Origin of the sequence: Duganella guangzhouensis (assembly GCF_009674535.1) — a bacterium.
GTDB classification, from domain to species: domain Bacteria; phylum Pseudomonadota; class Gammaproteobacteria; order Burkholderiales; family Burkholderiaceae_D; genus Rugamonas; species Rugamonas guangzhouensis.
The window spans coordinates 20,863-37,040 of sequence record NZ_WKJK01000015.1; the positions used below are offsets into that span (position 1 = coordinate 20,863).

The window sequence follows — 16,178 nt, forward strand, 5'->3', positions numbered from 1 at the left end:
CCAATTGTAGGCACTATTAACAACCGCGTAGAGAATCAACGGAGCAATTCATGGCTGATCCAAAGATGAAATTTTTAGTTGTTGACGATTTTTCGACGATGCGCCGCATCGTCCGGAATCTGTTGAAAGAACTGGGTTATGCCAATGTGGACGAGGCAGAAGACGGCGTGATGGCGCTGGCCAAGCTGCGTGCGGAGCAGTTCGACTTCGTCGTGTCCGACTGGAACATGCCGAACATGGACGGTCTGACCATGCTGCAAAACATTCGTGCCGATCCGGCACTGGCCAAGCTGCCGGTGCTGATGGTGACCGCCGAAGCCAAAAAGGAAAACATCATTGCGGCGGCCCAGGCCGGCGCCAACGGCTACGTGGTGAAGCCTTTTACCGCGGCTACGCTGGACGAAAAGCTGAACAAGATCTTCGAGAAACTCGGAGCTTGATCCTGCCGTGGCGGGAGCACTGCCCGCCGCAAGCGGGCGGCGCGGACGCGGGCGCCGCCCGGCTACTCAGATAAAGCAATGCATCAGACTAACTTTCTCGTCCGTGAACCCTTGCTCGACCCCAAGCAGCGCGTGGTCGGGTATGAGCTGTCCTGGCGCCAGGACAGCACCGGCGCCGCGTCGACCCCGGCCGCGCTCGATGCCCTGATCGGCTTTGTCGCCGGCCAGGTCAACAACGAGGACGGCGACTGGCTGTTACGCGACAAAACCCTGTTCCTGGACGCCGTGCCGGCCATGCTGTCGGCCGATGCGCTGTACGACATGCCGCCGCAACACACGGTGCTGTCGATCAAGGCCGCTGAACTGGCCAATCCCGATACCATGGCTGCGGTGCAAGGCTTGCGCGCCGGCGGCGTCGGCATTCTGCTGCGCGAGGCCGATCTGCCGCGCATCGGCACCCGGCTGCCGACCATGGCTTCTTATGTGGAAATGCGATTTACCGGTGCCGACGTCGGCAGCCAGGCGCGCACTTATGCGGCGCTGAAGCAGTCGACGGTGGGCATGATTGCGCGCCCGGTCAGCAACTGGGCCGATTTCGACGCTTGCGCGGCGCTGGGGCTGAATGCCTTTGTCGGCAAGCTGCACCTGACGCCGCGTCCGTCGAGCGATAGCAAGGGCATGAATCCGGCCCAGACCATCATCATGCAATTGATGCAGATGGTGCGGCAGAATGCCGACATCGCCCAGCTGGAGGCGGTGCTCAAGCGCGACGCCACGCTGTCGTACAAGCTGCTGCGCTTCATCAACTCGGCCGGCTTTGGCGCGGGCAGGGAAGTGCAGTCGCTGCGTCAGGCCTTGACCTTGCTGGGCTATCAGCCGCTGTATCGCTGGTTGACTCTGCTGCTGGCGACCGCCAGCACCTCGGGCTATTCGCCGGTGTTGCTGGAAACGGCGGTGGTACGCGGCCGCCTGGCCGAGCTGCTGGCGCAGGCCGCGCTGGGCAAGAGCGAGGCCGAGAATGTGTTCGTGGCCGGCATGTTTTCGCTGCTGGATCGTTTGCTGGGGATTCCGATGGAAGAAGTGCTGGCCAATATCCAGCTGTCGGAAGACGTGGTGGTGGCGCTGCTGACGCGCAGCGGCAAATACGGCCCCTATCTGGCGCTGGCCGAGGCGTGCGAACTGAATTCCGACCTGGTGGCCTCGCTGGCCGTTAACCTCAAGCTGAGCCCGCTGGACGTCAACAAAGCCCACCTGTCGGCCTTGGCTTGGGCGCAAAACGTCGCCGCCTGATCTGCATCAAACACCGTACGTCGGGCCGTTGACGCGCCCCCTTGCGCGGCGCATGATCGGCCATCATGAACGCCAATTCTGACAGAGAGTACATCGACAACAAGTTAGGCGACGTGCGCACCGCCGTCGATGACTTGCGCGTCGTGATGAACGAACGATCCGAAGCTACTCGCACCGCCATTGACGATTTGCGCTTGACCATGAACGAGCGTTTCACCGCCATTCATGCGCGGTTTGATGCCTTTGACGTCAAGATCGATAGTGCGGTCGCTAAAGGCGTATCCGAGATGATCAAGTGGGTGGTCGGCCTGTTTGTCACGCTGATCGTAGTGGTGGTCGGGCTGTCGAGCGTGGTGATGAATTTGGTGTTGCGTCAGCCGGCGCCAGTGGCGGTGACCGCACCCGCGCCGGCGCCGGTGATTAGCACGCCGGCGGTGATTATCCAGCTATCGCCACAGGGCGCGACCATTACGCCGGCCGTGCCTGCGGGTGGGAAGCCTTAGACTTCCAGATTGTCGATCAAACGGGTCGTGCCCAGCTTGGCGGCGGCCAGCACCACCAGCGGCGCGCCTTGTGCCAGATCGCCGGCGTTAGGCGGTTGCAAATCGTTGCGCTTGCGGATCGAAATGTAATCCGGCTTCCAGCCGCGCTTGGCCAGATCGTCCATCGCCTTGTGCTCCAGCTGGAACACGTCCAGATGGCCCGAACGCATCTCGTTGGCGACGAAGTTCAGCGTTTGATACAGCGCCGGCGCCTCAGCGCGCTCCGTTTCCGACAGATACATATTGCGCGACGACAGCGCCAGACCATCATCCGCGCGCCAGGTTTCAGCGGCGATAATCTCGGTCGGCATCGCGAACTGGCGCGTCATGTTACGCACGATCATCAACTGCTGATAATCCTTCTTGCCGAACACCGCCACGCGCGGCTGCACGCACGAGAACAGCTTGGTCACCACGGTGCACACGCCGTTGAAGAAGCCCGGACGGAACTCGCCCTCCAGGATATTGCCGAGGCCATCCGGCGGTTGCACGCGGTACTCCTGCGGCTCCGGATACAGATCCTTCTCGGTCGGCGCGAACAGCACGTACACGCCTTCCTTTTCCAGTTTTTCCACGTCAGCCTGGAAGGTACGCGGGTATTTGTCGAAATCCTCGTTCGGGCCGAATTGCAGGCGGTTGACGAAGATCGACGCAACCACTGGATCGCCATGCTTGCGCGCCAGGCGCATCAGCGACAGATGGCCTTCGTGCAGATTGCCCATGGTCGGGACAAAGGCGGTACGCAGCTGACCGCTGAGCTGGTCGCGCAATTCTTCAATGGTGGTGATGATTTTCATGGTGTAGGCTCGTTCTTATTGCCGGCTTATGCCGGTGAGTAGGCGAGCCGCACGTAGATCGGTGCGAACGGCTCGGCCTGGGTAATTTCAATCAGGGTTTCTTTCGCCAGCTCCAGCAGCGCGACAAAGTTGACCACCACCACCGGTACGCCGCCGCCGACCTCGAACAGGTCGGCAAACTCGACGAAGCGGCTCGATTGCAGGCGGCGCAGAATGGCGGTCATGTGCTCGCGCACCGACAGCTCCTCGCGGCTGATCTTGTGATGCTGGGTAAGCTTGGCGCGTTTCATCACGTCCAGCCAGGCTTGCTGCAGGTCGATCGCTTCCACCTGCGGCCAGGTCGGGATCAGGCTTTGTTCGATGAAGATCTGAGTGCGGACGAAATCGCGCTCGACTTGCGGCAGCGCGTTGAGGTCGTAGGCGGCCAGCTTGATCTGTTCGTATTCCAGCAGGCGGCGCACCAGGTCGGCGCGCGGGTCGTCCGCTTCCACGTCCAGATCGGCCTGGCGTTGCGGCAGCAGCATGCGCGATTTGATCTCGATCAGCATGGCCGCCATCAGCAGGTATTCGGCCGCCAGTTCCAGATTGGACAGGCGGATTTGCTCGACGTACTTCAGGTACTGCAGCGTGAGCTGCGCCATCGGAATATCGAGGATGTTGAAATTCTGCTTGCGGATCAGGTACAACAGCAAGTCCAACGGACCTTCAAACGCGTCGAGGAAGATTTCCAGCGCGTCGGGCGGGATGTAGAGGTCGGTCGGCAGCTTGAGCAGCGGCTCGCCGTACAGGCGGGCGTGGGCGGCGATTTCGGTGGTGACGGCAGCTGCCTCGGCCGCTGCGTCACCAGGCGCGTCCGACGGCACTGCGTCGGCGCTCAGCGAGGCGGCATCGTTGGCGGCCTGGATGGCCTCACCCAGACTGGCGGCGACGCTAGGTACAGCAACGCCTGCGCCGGTTTCGCCGTCCTCGGCTTCCGGCGCTGGCGGCTGCAGGTCAGCCGTATCGTCTGGCAACATCCTTGCCGCCCCAAATACTTAGAGTTTGTTCTGGTAGACGTAAGCTTGTTGCTTGACGGCCGATTCCAGCTGACGTTGCTGTTCATCCAGCGAGATCGGCGGACGGTCCCACAGCAGGGCGCGGCCTTTTTGCTGGCCTTCGTCAATCTGCGGATTCTTTTCCTTCAACGCCTTGATGAACAGGGTGTGGTCGGATTCGTACATCGAATGTTGTTTAGAAAGTTTCATATTCTCGAATTGGGGTGGATCAGCAGCGGGTATTTTACCGCGCTCCGGCGCTCCGGGGCTAATTCTTCGGGTATGCTGCCGCCTGTGATGTTGCACGAATATCAAAAATGACCCAACGCCTGACGTCCCGAACCATCTTCCTGCTGACGCTGCCGCCGCTGCTGTGGGCCGGCAACGCCATTGTCGGCCGCCTGGTGCACGACATGCTGCCGCCGGTGTTGCTGAATTTCCTGCGTTGGAGCATCGCTTTTTGCATCCTGCTGCCGCTGGCCGGGCCGGTATTCCGGCGCGAGGCCGGGCTGTGGCCTCATTGGCGGCGCTACGCCGTGCTGGGCCTGCTGGGGATCGGCATGTACAACGCCTTGCAATATCTGGCGCTGCAAAGCTCGACCCCGATCAATGTCACGCTGGTGGCGTCCGGCATGCCGGTGTGGATGATGCTGAGCGGCTGGCTGTTCTTCGGTGTGCCGGTCAGCCGCAAGCAGGTGGTTGGCGCGGTGCTGTCGATCGCTGGCGTGCTGCTGGTGCTGGCGCGCGGCGAATGGCGCCACGTGCTGGAACTGCGGCTGGTGCCGGGCGATCTGTTCATGATACTGGCCACCATCGCCTGGTCGTTTTACAGCTGGCTGCTGACGCGCGCCACCGAACCGGCACAGATCCGCGCCAACTGGGCCAGCTTCCTGCTGGCGCAAGTGGCGTTTGGCGTGCTGTGGTCGGGCGCGTTCGCGGCCGGCGAGTGGGCCTTGACCAGCATGCCGGTGCAGTGGGGCTGGCCGCTGGTGGCGGCGCTGCTGTACGTGTCCACCGGGCCGGCCATCGTCGCGTTTGGCTGCTGGGGCGCCGGCGTGCGCGAGGCGGGACCGTCGGTGGGCTCGTTCTTCGTCAACCTGACGCCCTTGTTCACCGCCGTGCTGTCGTCGGCCTTCCTGGGCGAGGCGCCGCACGGCTACCACGCGGCGGCGTTTGTGCTGATCGTCGGCGGCATCGTGGTGTCGGCCCGGCGAGGCTAGAAAGCTTGACGTAGCGTAACGAATTGACGCGCGAGGCGTTCTACACTGCAACTCCGTCATCCACGGAGCCACAGTATGTTGCCTCGTTCCATGATTGCCGCACTGACGGCCGCAGCCCTGTTGTACAGTGTGGTCATGCCTACGCCTGCCGCTCAGCAGCCCGATCCCAGCATCCGCGACGCGCTCGCGCCGGGTTTGCTCGGCTTGTATTCGACCGAGCGCTTCCGGCTGGCGACCGGTCGCTGCCATGATTGCCTGGCGCCGGAGCAGGCGCTGTGGTACTTCCAGGATGAGATGATTGCCGTCGCCAAGGCCGACGCGGCCGACTATGCGCCGCGCCTGCGCGCGCAGGATGATGTGCGGGCCTGGTTGGCGGCCACCGGCGGCCAGCCGCGCAATCAGCCGCCGTCGTTATTGTGGATCGGCTCGCCACACGTGGCCGAGGGCCGGCTCACCCGCGCCGCTGTGCGCGGAAGCGACGGGGTGCTGCTGGAGGGCGGCGGTGCGGTGCGCGAGGTCGAGCTGACGCCGCGTCTGGCCGGCAACCGCTCCTATGTCGACAGCAGCAGCCTGGACTTCTTTGCTGACAGCGAAGTTAAAGCCCGTGGCGTGCTGCGCGAAGGCAGCTTCGTGGCACGCACGCTGTGGCCCAAGCGCTACGCCATCCGCGCCGCCGCGCCCAGCCAGCCGCTGATGGCCGGCGAAACCGTCGAAAGCCTGGTACGCGCGCAGCAGGGCGGCGCCACCGCACCGTACGCCGTGCGCACGTTGTGGCGGCGCGACGGTGGCACCCAGCCGCTACCGCTGGCCGGCAAGCCAGTCCTGGCCTTCGTGCTGAACGGCGCCCAGGGCGATGATGACGAAGCCTGGGGCGGCCACTTCGCCGTCGCCACCGGCCGCTTTGGCGCGGCGGGCGAGTGGGACAACTGGCTGGTCAACAACTTCTACAGCCTGGCCTCGATCAGCGAAAAAGGTATCATCGCTTCCACCTTGCCGATGGATGCCTACATGGCCGACCTCAACAGCGGGCAGTCGTGGTATCGGCCATCCTACATGCTGATCGCCGTGCTGAAGGACCAGCGCGCACCGGCGCTGTACCAGGAAGCCATCAGCCGCGTGTTCAGCCATTTCTACCGCCAGGATTTTCACTATCGCCACGCCAGCACCAACTGCGCCGGCATCAGCATGGAAACCCTGCGCACGCTGGGCTGGAATATTCCACGCCAAGGCGGCGAGAACCCGCTGAAAGCCGCGCTAGCCTTGCCCTACATGGCATTGAAAGAAGTCAGCCTCGCCAGCGGCCAGACCGCTTACGATTACCTGAAGACCGAGCGCACCGAACTGCTGCCGTTCGCCGCCTTCAATGCCATCGGAAGCGACCTGCTTGGCCGCGTCACGGCGGGGCAGGCCAGCGGCCGCCTGGAGGCGCAACTGGCCGACGATCTGGAAGCGTTGCTGTTCGTACGGATTCCGCAATTTCCATCCTCGCGGGCATTTGGCAGCGATCCGGTGCTGTCGCTGCGCGAATACGAACAGCGCGCACCAGCCAATCGCGCCGACTGGCAAATTGTGCCAGTGCCGCCACGTCTGTTTCCGGCCGCGCTGAAAGACCCCACCGCGCCGCGCGAACGCCGGCCCGCCTCGGTCAAAGCCACCTGGATCTGGGGCGCCGTAGCGGCCTCGCTGGCGCTGGTCAGCACGCTGGCGCTGCGCCGACGCCGCGCGCGGGCCGCTGTGAAGCCGCCGGCGCGGGATTAGCCGCCGGTCGCCGCCTTTAAGGCATCGATAAACACGCGCACCTTTTGTGGCAGGTGCGCGCTGGCCGGATACACCGCGTGGATATCGCTCTCCGGCAGCGACCATTCCGGCAGCAGCCGCACCAATCGTCCGGCCGCCACGTCCTCCTTCACCGAGAACACAGTGGCGAACAGCATGCCGTCGCCAGCCAGCGCGGCGGCGCGCGTGGCGTAGGCGGTGTTCGATGAAAATACAGTGTTGCGCATCCGTACCTCCAGCGCATTGCCGGCACCATCGCTGAATGTGAAGCGCGCCGGCTGCGGTAGCACCGACAGCGCGACGTGCGGCAGCGGCGGCAATTCCTCGGGATGCGTTGGCATGCCGTGGCGGGCGATGAAGTCCGGGCTGGCCACTAGCCAGCGCGTCAGCGTATCGACCCGCGTCGCCATCAGGCCGGAATCGGCCAGCTTGCCCAGTCGTACCGTGACATCGATGCCTTCCGCGATCAGGTCGATGACATGGTCGCCGCAAATCAGGTCGATCTTTAGCGCCGGGTAACGCGCCCGCAGCTGCGCCAGCACCGGCGCCACCACGATCACACCGTAATCGATCGGCGCCGCCACCCGCAGCGTGCCTTGCGGCGCCGTGCGGCCGCTGCGCGCCTGCTCCACGGCCTGTTGCGCCGCCTGCAGCACTTGCCTGCTGGCGTCGTAAAAGTCGCGCCCCGCCTCGGTCAGGCTGAGTTTGCGCGTCGAGCGCAGCAGCAAGCCGACACCGATTTCCTGCTCCAGCAACTGCATATGCTTGCTGACCATGGACTTGGCCAGGCCCAACCGTTCGGCCGCCGCCGTCAGTGAGCCGGCCTCGACCACGGCGACAAAGGTCGTCAGCCGATTGAGGTTGATGGTATTCAGATCGATCATGCATCAATTGTACACTTTGAGTGGACAGTGATTCCGATTTTGTCCGGCTTATCAGCACGATGGCGGCTGCCTATACTGGCCTCATCCAACCACCATTCGGGAAAACAACATGAAACTGTACGGCTTCCACCTGTCCGGCCACAGCCACCGCGCCGAGCTGATGCTCAACCTGCTGCGGCTGCCCTACGAGTTCATCGAGATCGACATGGCCGCGCGCGAAAACCGTGGCGCCGTGCATCTGGCCCGCAACGCCTTCGGTGAAATCCCGGTACTGGAAGACGGTGACGTGGTGCTGGCCGATTCCACCGCCATTCTGGTCTACCTGGCCTCGAAATACGACGACAGCGGGCGCTGGCTGCCGCGTGATCCGGTAGCGGCCGCCAACGTGCAGCGCTGGCTATCGACCGCTTCCGGCAAAGTCGCCTACGGCCCGGCAGCCGCGCGGCTGGTGACGGTGTTTGGCGCGCCGCTGGACCACGAGCGCGCCCAAATCACGGCGGTGCGATTGTTCGACGTGCTTGAGCAGGAATTGGCCGGGCGCCGCTGGCTGGTGGGCGAACACGCCAGCATTGCCGACATCGCTGGTTACAGCTACATCGCCCACGCGCCGGAGGGCGGCGTGTCGCTGAAACCGTATCCCAACATCCGCGCATGGTTGGGCAATATCCGCGCGCTGCCAGGCTTTGTGCCGATGCGCGCCACACCTGCCGGTCTCGCGCCCGAGGAGGCATAAGCAATGAATGCGATCTCGTCCCCGTTCCACGCGCATGAGATTGAAATCCAGGAGCGCGTTGGCGCGCGCGAGCATACCGTTCGCGTCGAACCCTTCATCCGCGATCACATGCCAGAGCAGCACCGTGAGTTTTACGCCGAGTTGCCGTTCTTCTTCCTGGGCGCGCTGGACGCGGCCGGTCAGCCGTGGGCGACCGTGCTGGCCGGCGACCCCGGCTTCATCCACACGCCGGACGCGGGCACGCTCAGCATCAGCGGCGGCCTGCTGGCGGGCGATCCGCTGCAAGGCCAGCTGCATGTGGGAGCCCATGTTGGCGGGCTGGGCATGGCGCCGGAGACGCGCCGCCGCAATCGCGTCAACGGCGAGATCGTAGCGCTGGACCAGCCAGGGATGCGTATCGCCGTCCGGCAAAGCTTTGGCAACTGCCCAAAATACATCCAGCAGCGCGAGCACACGGCGGTGCCATCTGCTGGCCGTGAAGTGCAGGTGCAGCGCCGCGCGGCATTGTCTGCCGCCGACCGCGAATTGATCGCGCGCGCCGACACCTTCTTCATCGCCAGCGCCAACGTGGCGGCCAATGCAGGGCGCGGGCGCGGCGTGGACGTGTCGCATCGCGGCGGCCGACCTGGCTTCGTTCGCGTGGACGACGACCACACGCTGACCTCACCCGAATTCATCGGCAACTTCTTCTTCAACACGCTCGGCAACCTGGCCGCCGAGCCGCGTGCCGGCCTGCTATTCATCGACTTCAGCAGCGGCGACTTGCTGCATGTGACGGTGGACGCGGAGATCGTCTGGGATGGTCCGGAGGTAGAAGGGTTTGCCGGCGCCGAACGCCTGCTGCGCTTCCAAGTGCGCGAAGTGGTGCGCAACGCCGGGGCGCTTCCGTTCCGCTGGACCACCCCGGTACCCGCCGCGCAACTGATGCGCACCGGCACCTGGTAAGGCGTGGCGGTGCCGAGCTATTTGCGTGTCACCGGATCGTCTTGCGGATTGGCGGTAGTGGGCGCGGCCTCCGGCTTGTCTGCCTTGCCATTATGCTTGCCGCAGGCGGCGCTGTTGTTGGCGGTGGCCTTGCTGGTCTTGCTGTGCTGCTCGACGCTTTCGCCACCGCTGGCGTCTACGCCGCCCTGCATGCCGGCGCAGGGTGATTTGGCCGCTTTCTGCTTGGCTGGCGTGGTCTTGCCATCAGCGCTTTTCACGGCCGGATCGGGCTCACTCTGTGCCCAGGCGCCAGTGCTCAGGCAGGCGACCAGGATTGCAATGTGCATCTTCATGATGACCTCCATACGAAGTGCTCATTGTGAGGCGTGGAGCGGGCCGGGCGCGTAGGAGCACGCCCTGTGATGCGGTCAGACAGCAGGCGGTCAGTGCCGCAGCGAGCGCCGCATGACGAACGGAGCCGGTTCCAGCGGATTGGCGTGTGAATACTCCAGCGCCTCGGCCAGTTCGAACTCGTAGGCGGTGTAGAAGTCGATCAGCTTGGGCTGGTCGGCGCGCACCGCCAGCCGCACCTCCTGCACGCCGGCCGCCAGGCCGTGGTGAATCACCGCCTCCAGCAAATGCTGCGACAGATTGGTGCCGCGATGCTCGGGCAGCACGCCCATGCGGCACACTTCCCACACGCCGGGCTCGGCCTCCAGCGGCAGCCAGCGCACCGACCCCACCGCCCGCTGGTCCAGCTCCAAAACAAAACCGCCGCCATCGCGCAGGTTCTCTGCGACGATGACGGCGGTTTCGCGGTGTCCACTGGAAGTGACGCTCACCTTGCCGGCCCACGCGGCACGCGTGAGCTCGGCGATCAGTCTGGCATCATCCTTCGTTGCTTCACGCACTCGCAGGTCCATGCCATGGTCCTTAACGAATGCGCATGCCAGGCTCGGCGCCCGGCCATGGATTCAGGATGTAGATGCCTGGATTGGCTTTCTCATCCGCCGCCGAGGCTGCCATGACCATGCCTTCCGACACGCCAAACTTCATCTTGCGCGGTGCCAGGTTGGCCACCAGCACGGTCAGCTTGCCGATCAGGTCTTCCGGCTGGTACATCGACTTGATGCCGGAGAACACATTGCGGTGACGGCCTTCGCCGGCATCCAGCGTCAGGCGCAGCAGCTTGTCCGAGCCTTCCACGTGTTCGCAGTTGACGATCTTGGCGATGCGCAGGTCGACCTTGAAGAAGTCGTCCACGGTGATTTCCGGCGCCATCACTTCGATGCCGGTTTCGGTCACGGCCACTGCTGGCGCGGCCTTGGCTTTAGCTGGCTTCTCGGCTTTGACGGCTGGCGCTGCGGCTTGCGCGGCGCCGGCTGCAGGCGCGTCGAACAGGTCTTCGATCATTTTCGGCTCAACGCGCTTCATCAGGTGATCGTAAGCGCCGATGGTGCGGCCCAGCAGCTTGCTGGACACCACGCCGCTGGCGACGTCGGTATCGGTCCAGACGAACTGGTCGTCGTTGAGGAACTTGGCCACGTTGGCGGCCACGCCCGGCAGCACCGGCGACAGCAGGATCGACAGTTGACGGAACAGGATCAGCGCAGTGGTGCAGACATCGTGCAGCTCGGCCAGTTTGGCTTCGTCCTTGGCCAGAATCCACGGCTTGTTTTCATCCACGTACTGATTGGCGAAGTCGGCGATTTCCATGATTTCGCGCAGCGCCTTGCCGAATTCGCGCGCCTCGAAGTTGGCGGCGATATTGGCCTGGCGCTCGACGCCTTGCTCGTTGACCAGCGCACGCTTGATCCACGTCTGCGCGTTGTCGGACAGGCTGGACGCCAGCTTGCCGTCGAACTTCTTGGCGATGAAGCCAGCGCAGCGCGACGCGATGTTGACGTACTTGCCGATCAGGTCGGAATTCACACGCGCCACGAAGTCTTCGCCGGTGAAGTCCAGGTCTTCCACCTTGGAGTTCAGCTTGAAGGCGATGTAGTAACGCAGCCATTCCGGATTCATGCCCAGGTTCAGGTAACGCAGCGGCGAGATGCCGGTGCCGCGCGACTTGGACATTTTTTCGTTGTTGACCGTCAGGTGACCGTGCACCGCCACGCGCATGCGCTCGATGGTCGGGTGATCGGCAAACTTCAGCATCGCCGGCCAGAACAGCAGGTGGAACGACACGATGTCTTTGCCGATGAAGTGAATCTGTTCGGTGTTGGAATCGCGCAGGAAGGCGTCGTAGTCCAGGCCCTTCTTGTCGAAGTAATTTTTCAGCGAGGCCAGATAGCCAACCGGCGCGTCCAGCCAGACGTAGAAGTACTTGCCCGGCGCGTCCGGAATCGGAATGCCGAAGTAGGGCGCGTCACGCGAGATATCCCAGTCGGCCAGCTTTTCGCCGGCTTCGCCCAGCCATTCGGAGACCTTGTTGACCATCTCCGGCTGCAAGCGGCCCGGGGTGTTCAGCCATTCCTTCAGGAACTCGTAGCAGCGCTTGTCCGACAGCTTGAAGAAATACTGTTCCGACGGCTTGAGCACCGGCGTGGCGTTGGTGAACACCGAGAATGGATTAACCAGGTCGGTCGGCTGGTAGGCCGCGCCGCACACCTCGCAGTTGTCGCCGTATTGGTCCTTGGCGCCGCATTTCGGGCATTCGCCCTTGATGTTGCGGTCGGCCAGGAACATGCCCTTGACCGGGTCGAAGAAACGGTCCACGGTCTTGGTCTGGATCAGGCCAGCATCGCGCAGCTTGCGGTAGATGCCCTGCGACAGTTCGACGTTTTCCGGTGAATCGGTCGAGTACCAGTTATCGAAGGCGATATGGAAGCCGTCCAGATACTGGGCACGGCCGGCGGCGATCTTGGCCACGAATTCCTGTGGCGTGATGCCTTCCTTTTCGGCGGCGATCATGATCGGCGTGCCGTGGGTGTCGTCGGCGCCCACAAAGTGCACCTCGCGTGGAGCGTCGCCGTCGCGCTGCATTCGCTGGAACCGTACCCAGATGTCGGCCTGGATGTACTCCATCATGTGGCCAATATGGAAAGCGGCGTTAGCGTAGGGCAGGGCAGTGGTGACGAACAGCTTGCGGGTCATGGTTGTTGCACTTTTTGGGTGGAAAAGGAGCATTTTAACAGCGGATGCGGTGATTGCGCAGGTTGCGCTAGAATGGCGACATATTTAACGGAGAGTTACATGAGCATCGGAGTAGAAGACGTCAAGGCAGCCCTGTCCAAAATTGTTGATCCAAATACAACGAAGGATTTCGTGTCCGGCAAGTCGGTCAAGAATCTGAAGGTCGACGGTAGCGATATTTCGCTGGACATAGAATTGGGTTACCCAGCCAACAGCCAGATCGATGCCATCCGCAGCAGCGTGATCGCCGGCCTGAAAACCCTGCCGGGCGCGGGCAACATCAGCGTCAGCGTGTATAGCAAGATCATCGCGCACACTGTGCAGCGTGGCCTGAAGCCGATGGTCAACGTGAAGAACATCATTGCCGTGGCCTCCGGCAAGGGCGGCGTCGGCAAATCGACCACCGCCGCCAACCTGGCGCTGGCGCTGGCCGCCGAGGGCGCCTCGGTCGGCCTGCTGGACGCCGATATCTATGGCCCGTCGCAGCCGATGATGATGGGCGTGTCCGGTCGTCCCGAGACCAAGGATGGCAAGTCGATGGAGCCGCTGGAGAACTACGGCGTGCAAGTGTCGTCGATTGGTTTCCTGATTGATCCGGACGAGCCGATGGTGTGGCGCGGCCCGATGGTCACCCAGGCGCTGCAACAGCTGCTGGAGCAGACCAACTGGCGCGATCTGGACTATCTGATCGTCGACATGCCGCCGGGCACCGGCGACATTCAGCTGACCCTGTCGCAGAAAGTGCCGGTCACCGGCGCGGTTATTGTGACCACGCCGCAGGACATCGCGCTGCTGGATGCGCGCAAGGGTCTGAAGATGTTCGAGAAAGTCGGCATCCCGATTCTGGGCGTGGTGGAAAACATGAGCGTGCACATCTGCACCAACTGCGGCCATGCGGAAGAGATCTTCGGCCATGGCGGCGGCGAGAAGATGTGTCAGGACTTCGGTGTCGACTTCCTGGGCGCGCTGCCGTTGACCATGGCGATCCGCGAGCAGGCCGATTCCGGCAAGCCGACCGTGGTGGCCGATCCGAACGGTAAAGTGGCCGAAATCTACAAGGCCATCGCGCGCAAGGTGGCGGTGCAGGTGGCGGAAAAAGCCAAGGACATGACCAGCAAGTTCCCGACCATCGTCGTTAAAAACGACTAAGGAGGCATCATGATGAAGCCGTTATTGGCGGCGGTCCTGCTGAGCCTGAGTGCTGGCGCGCTGGCGCAACAATCGGTGTCGTTTGTCGAGCCGGCCAATGGCGCGACGGTCAGCAGTCCGTTCAAGGTCAAGTTCGCCGTGTCCGGCATGAGCATCAAGCCGGCCGGGGACATGACCGCCAATACCGGCCATCATCATCTGCTGATTAACGCCGTGCCCATCAAGGCCGGCGAGGTGATTCCGGTCGACGACAAGCACATTCACTTTGGCAAGGGCCAGACCGAAACCGAGCTGAATCTGCCACCGGGGAACTACACCTTGACCATGCAATTTGCCAACGGTCTGCACCAGGCTTACGGCGCCGGCATGAACAAGGAAATCAAAATCACCGTCAAGTAATGCCAGCCGCACTCGGCCCGCGCAAGGCGCCTCGCCAGCGTCGCGCCACCCACACCGTCGACGCCATCCTCGAAGCGGCGGCGCTGGTGCTGGAGGAAGAGGGGCTGGAAGGCTTCAACACCAACGCGATCGCGCGCCGCGCCGGCGCCAGCATCGGCTCACTGTATCAATATTTCCCCAGTAAAGATGCCTTGACCCTGGCGCTACTACAGCGCGAGGAGGCCAAGGCGCATGCGGACGCCGCCGCAGCGGCGGCCTTGCCCGCGTGCCGCGAAGCGCTGGCGGCCTTCATCGACGCCGGTGTGCGCCAGCAATTGACACGACCGAATCTGGCGCGGTTGCTGGATCAGGAGGAAGACCGCGCCGAGATTCGCGCCGCAATGGATGGCAAGTCCGGCTTTGCCGAGTTGCTGCAAACCGCGCTGGACAAGCCGGATGCGCCAGCCGCCTTGCGCGATCCGGCGCGTCGCAATGTGGCTGCGGCCGATCTGTTCATCATCATTCGTGGCCTGGTCGATGCTGCTGGCCAGCGCGGTGAGCGCGATGTGGCGGATCTGGCGCTTCGCGTCCAGGCCGCCGCTTTTGGTTATTTGCACAGAATTGGCGGATTTATCTAAATTTGGATAAAATATCTAAATTCGGATAGGGGAGTTGAGTATGGACGCTATATTGGAAACGCCGGCCTTGTTGCTGGATGAGGCACGCATGCAGCGCAATATCGCGCGCATGCAGGGGCGCATGGATCAGCTGGGCGTGGCGTTCCGGCCGCACGTCAAGACCAGCAAATGCCTGGAAGTGGCGCGGCGTCAGCTTGCGGCGGGTGCGCGCGGCATTACCGTCTCGACGCTGAAAGAGGCTGAGGAGTTCTTTGGCGCCGGCATCGACGATATCCTGTACGCGGTGGCCATCGTGCCGAACAAGCTGAACCACGCGCTCAAGTTGATCCGCGCTGGCCTGCGCCTGACGCTGCTGGTGGAATCGTCGGCGATGGCGCAGCAACTGGCTGCGCATGGCGCCGAGCACGGCGTCTGCTATGAGGCGCTGATCGAAATCGATACTGACGGCCATCGTTCCGGCGTCAAGCCGGATGATCCGGTGCTGCTGGAAATCGCTGCGGCGCTGAACGGCGGTGCGCACCTGAAGGGCGTGATGACCCACGCCGGCGCATCCTACGATCTCAATACCCCCGAAGCGCTGGCCGCGATGGCTGAGCAGGAACGCGCGCGCTGTGTCGCGGCGGCTACGCGTCTGCGCGCCGCCGGTCACGCCTGCCCGGTGGTCAGCGTCGGCTCCACGCCCACCGCGTTGAGCGCGGCCCATCTGGAAGACGTGACCGAGGTGCGCGCCGGCGTCTACGTGTTCTTCGACATGGTGATGGTGGACGTGGGCGTATGCCGCGTCGACGAAGTGGCCATCAGCGTGCTGTGCACCGTCATCGGCCACCAGCAGGACAAGGGCTGGATCATCACCGATGGCGGCTGGATGGCGATGAGCCGCGACCTCGGCCACGACCACCACGGCTACGGCATGGTCTGCGACGCCGATGGCCAGCCACTGCCCGAGCTGGGTTTCGGCAAGGCCAATCAGGAACACGGCGTGCTGCAATGGCGTGGCGCGCCGGACGTCAGCGTCGCCCAGCGCTACCCGGTCGGCACCAGCCTGCGCGTGCTGCCGAACCACGCCTGCGCCACCGCCGCGCAGCACGGTCAGTACCACGTGATCCCGCAAAACGGCGGCGACTGGCAGGTCTGGCCGCGCTTCAGCGGCTGGTAAATGTGAGCAAAGCGGCGTCCCGGCCCGTGCGGCAGGGCGCCGGAAAGCGAGTTGAGGGCAGGGCGTCCGGGTCTTATTC

The 16,178-nt window shown here is 63.6% G+C and carries 18 protein-coding genes; 11 read left to right on the forward strand and 7 right to left on the reverse strand.

Annotation, left to right across the window (positions count from 1 at the left end):
- Positions 1–50: 50 nt before the first annotated feature.
- The 3 genes from cheY (at position 51) to GJ699_RS24390 (ending at position 2,233) form a co-directional block, all read left to right on the forward strand.
- Positions 51–440, forward strand: coding sequence for a chemotaxis response regulator CheY (cheY, locus tag GJ699_RS24380; RefSeq protein ID WP_028104141.1), 390 nt, complete (start codon positions 51–53; stop codon positions 438–440).
- A gap of 78 nt (positions 441–518) precedes the next feature.
- Entirely contained in the window at positions 519–1,730 is a 1,212-nt protein-coding gene (locus GJ699_RS24385; RefSeq protein WP_154381258.1) for an EAL and HDOD domain-containing protein, read from the forward strand.
- A gap of 65 nt (positions 1,731–1,795) precedes the next feature.
- Entirely contained in the window at positions 1,796–2,233 is a 438-nt protein-coding gene (locus tag GJ699_RS24390) for a hypothetical protein (RefSeq protein ID WP_154381260.1), read from the forward strand.
- On the opposite strand, the gene panC is transcribed toward GJ699_RS24390, so the two are convergent.
- Genes panC through GJ699_RS24405 form a run of 3 tightly spaced genes read right to left on the reverse strand, consistent with a single transcriptional unit; the run spans position 2,230 to position 4,313 of the window.
- The gene (panC, locus tag GJ699_RS24395) at positions 2,230–3,069 is read right to left on the reverse strand and encodes a pantoate--beta-alanine ligase (RefSeq protein ID WP_154381262.1); all 840 of its coding nucleotides are present in this window, start codon (positions 3,067–3,069) and stop codon (positions 2,230–2,232) included. The two genes, GJ699_RS24390 and panC, sit on opposite strands and share 4 nt — an antisense overlap.
- 26 nt (positions 3,070–3,095) lie before the next feature.
- Positions 3,096–4,085 (reverse strand): segregation and condensation protein A, encoded by a 990-nt coding sequence (locus GJ699_RS24400; protein ID WP_229262282.1) that lies wholly within the window; start codon positions 4,083–4,085, stop codon positions 3,096–3,098.
- Between the two features lie 18 nt (positions 4,086–4,103).
- On the reverse strand, positions 4,104–4,313 hold the full coding sequence (locus tag GJ699_RS24405; protein ID WP_154381264.1) for a DUF3460 family protein: 210 nt from the start codon (positions 4,311–4,313) through the stop codon (positions 4,104–4,106).
- 107 nt (positions 4,314–4,420) lie between these two features.
- Here GJ699_RS24405 and GJ699_RS24410 point away from each other — a divergent pair, with 107 nt between their 5' ends.
- Both GJ699_RS24410 and GJ699_RS24415 read left to right on the forward strand, forming a co-directional pair.
- Positions 4,421–5,323 (forward strand): DMT family transporter, encoded by a 903-nt coding sequence (locus GJ699_RS24410; protein WP_154381266.1) that lies wholly within the window; start codon positions 4,421–4,423, stop codon positions 5,321–5,323.
- 75 nt (positions 5,324–5,398) lie between these two features.
- A complete protein-coding gene (locus GJ699_RS24415; protein ID WP_229262283.1) occupies positions 5,399–7,081 on the forward strand; it encodes a hypothetical protein in 1,683 nt (560 codons plus the stop codon).
- Here GJ699_RS24415 and GJ699_RS24420 read toward each other — a convergent pair.
- Positions 7,078–7,983, reverse strand: a complete 906-nt coding sequence (locus tag GJ699_RS24420) for a LysR family transcriptional regulator (protein WP_154381268.1) — start codon at positions 7,981–7,983, stop codon at positions 7,078–7,080. The two genes, GJ699_RS24415 and GJ699_RS24420, sit on opposite strands and share 4 nt — an antisense overlap.
- A gap of 109 nt (positions 7,984–8,092) precedes the next feature.
- Here GJ699_RS24420 and GJ699_RS24425 point away from each other — a divergent pair, with 109 nt between their 5' ends.
- Positions 8,093–8,716 carry a glutathione S-transferase family protein gene (locus GJ699_RS24425; RefSeq protein ID WP_154381270.1) on the forward strand — a complete coding sequence of 208 codons (624 nt, stop codon included), beginning with the start codon at positions 8,093–8,095 and terminating at the stop codon, positions 8,714–8,716.
- Positions 8,717–8,719: 3 nt separating this feature from the next.
- A complete protein-coding gene (locus GJ699_RS24430; protein WP_154381272.1) occupies positions 8,720–9,661 on the forward strand; it encodes a pyridoxamine 5'-phosphate oxidase family protein in 942 nt (313 codons plus the stop codon).
- A 17-nt stretch (positions 9,662–9,678) separates the two neighbouring features.
- Here the strand turns inward: GJ699_RS24430 and GJ699_RS24435 are convergent, their stop codons facing one another.
- The 3 genes from GJ699_RS24435 to metG all read right to left on the reverse strand — a co-directional run bounded on the left by GJ699_RS24435 (position 9,679) and on the right by metG (position 12,772).
- On the reverse strand, positions 9,679–9,993 hold the full coding sequence (locus tag GJ699_RS24435; RefSeq protein WP_154381274.1) for a hypothetical protein: 315 nt from the start codon (positions 9,991–9,993) through the stop codon (positions 9,679–9,681).
- A 90-nt stretch (positions 9,994–10,083) separates the two neighbouring features.
- A complete protein-coding gene (locus tag GJ699_RS24440; protein ID WP_154381276.1) occupies positions 10,084–10,563 on the reverse strand; it encodes a GNAT family N-acetyltransferase in 480 nt (159 codons plus the stop codon).
- Positions 10,564–10,573: 10 nt separating this feature from the next.
- Positions 10,574–12,772: a methionine--tRNA ligase gene (gene metG / locus GJ699_RS24445; protein WP_154381278.1), complete on the reverse strand. Its 2,199-nt coding sequence runs from the start codon at positions 12,770–12,772 to the stop codon at positions 10,574–10,576.
- A 66-nt stretch (positions 12,773–12,838) separates the two neighbouring features.
- Between metG and apbC the strand changes: the two genes are divergently transcribed.
- Genes apbC through GJ699_RS24465 form a run of 4 tightly spaced genes read left to right on the forward strand, consistent with a single transcriptional unit; the run spans position 12,839 to position 16,099 of the window.
- Positions 12,839–13,927 (forward strand): iron-sulfur cluster carrier protein ApbC, encoded by a 1,089-nt coding sequence (apbC, locus tag GJ699_RS24450; protein WP_154381280.1) that lies wholly within the window; start codon positions 12,839–12,841, stop codon positions 13,925–13,927.
- A 12-nt stretch (positions 13,928–13,939) separates the two neighbouring features.
- The gene (locus tag GJ699_RS24455; protein WP_154381527.1) at positions 13,940–14,326 is read left to right on the forward strand and encodes a DUF4399 domain-containing protein; all 387 of its coding nucleotides are present in this window, start codon (positions 13,940–13,942) and stop codon (positions 14,324–14,326) included.
- Positions 14,326–14,943 (forward strand): TetR/AcrR family transcriptional regulator, encoded by a 618-nt coding sequence (locus tag GJ699_RS24460; protein WP_154381282.1) that lies wholly within the window; start codon positions 14,326–14,328, stop codon positions 14,941–14,943. The genes GJ699_RS24455 and GJ699_RS24460 overlap by 1 nt, the downstream gene beginning before the upstream one ends.
- Positions 14,944–14,983: 40 nt before the next feature.
- Positions 14,984–16,099 carry an alanine racemase gene (locus GJ699_RS24465; protein ID WP_154381284.1) on the forward strand — a complete coding sequence of 372 codons (1,116 nt, stop codon included), beginning with the start codon at positions 14,984–14,986 and terminating at the stop codon, positions 16,097–16,099.
- Positions 16,100–16,178 lie beyond the last annotated feature (79 nt).

What these genes read in the sequence shown, in the direction of transcription:
- cheY (WP_028104141.1), top strand. Translation starts at nt 51, where the DNA reads ATGGCTGATCCAAAGATGAAATTTTTAGTTGTTGACGATTTTTCGACG.
- GJ699_RS24385 (WP_154381258.1), top strand. Translation starts at nt 519, where the DNA reads ATGCATCAGACTAACTTTCTCGTCCGTGAACCCTTGCTCGACCCCAAG.
- GJ699_RS24390 (WP_154381260.1), top strand. Translation starts at nt 1,796, where the DNA reads ATGAACGCCAATTCTGACAGAGAGTACATCGACAACAAGTTAGGCGAC.
- panC (WP_154381262.1), bottom strand. Translation starts at nt 3,069, where the DNA reads ATGAAAATCATCACCACCATTGAAGAATTGCGCGACCAGCTCAGCGGT.
- GJ699_RS24400 (WP_229262282.1), bottom strand. Translation starts at nt 4,085, where the DNA reads ATGTTGCCAGACGATACGGCTGACCTGCAGCCGCCAGCGCCGGAAGCC.
- GJ699_RS24405 (WP_154381264.1), bottom strand. Translation starts at nt 4,313, where the DNA reads ATGAAACTTTCTAAACAACATTCGATGTACGAATCCGACCACACCCTG.
- GJ699_RS24410 (WP_154381266.1), top strand. Translation starts at nt 4,421, where the DNA reads ATGACCCAACGCCTGACGTCCCGAACCATCTTCCTGCTGACGCTGCCG.
- GJ699_RS24415 (WP_229262283.1), top strand. Translation starts at nt 5,399, where the DNA reads ATGTTGCCTCGTTCCATGATTGCCGCACTGACGGCCGCAGCCCTGTTG.
- GJ699_RS24420 (WP_154381268.1), bottom strand. Translation starts at nt 7,983, where the DNA reads ATGATCGATCTGAATACCATCAACCTCAATCGGCTGACGACCTTTGTC.
- GJ699_RS24425 (WP_154381270.1), top strand. Translation starts at nt 8,093, where the DNA reads ATGAAACTGTACGGCTTCCACCTGTCCGGCCACAGCCACCGCGCCGAG.
- GJ699_RS24430 (WP_154381272.1), top strand. Translation starts at nt 8,720, where the DNA reads ATGAATGCGATCTCGTCCCCGTTCCACGCGCATGAGATTGAAATCCAG.
- GJ699_RS24435 (WP_154381274.1), bottom strand. Translation starts at nt 9,993, where the DNA reads ATGAAGATGCACATTGCAATCCTGGTCGCCTGCCTGAGCACTGGCGCC.
- GJ699_RS24440 (WP_154381276.1), bottom strand. Translation starts at nt 10,563, where the DNA reads ATGGACCTGCGAGTGCGTGAAGCAACGAAGGATGATGCCAGACTGATC.
- metG (WP_154381278.1), bottom strand. Translation starts at nt 12,772, where the DNA reads ATGCTCCTTTTCCACCCAAAAAGTGCAACAACCATGACCCGCAAGCTG.
- apbC (WP_154381280.1), top strand. Translation starts at nt 12,839, where the DNA reads ATGAGCATCGGAGTAGAAGACGTCAAGGCAGCCCTGTCCAAAATTGTT.
- GJ699_RS24455 (WP_154381527.1), top strand. Translation starts at nt 13,940, where the DNA reads ATGAAGCCGTTATTGGCGGCGGTCCTGCTGAGCCTGAGTGCTGGCGCG.
- GJ699_RS24460 (WP_154381282.1), top strand. Translation starts at nt 14,326, where the DNA reads ATGCCAGCCGCACTCGGCCCGCGCAAGGCGCCTCGCCAGCGTCGCGCC.
- GJ699_RS24465 (WP_154381284.1), top strand. Translation starts at nt 14,984, where the DNA reads ATGGACGCTATATTGGAAACGCCGGCCTTGTTGCTGGATGAGGCACGC.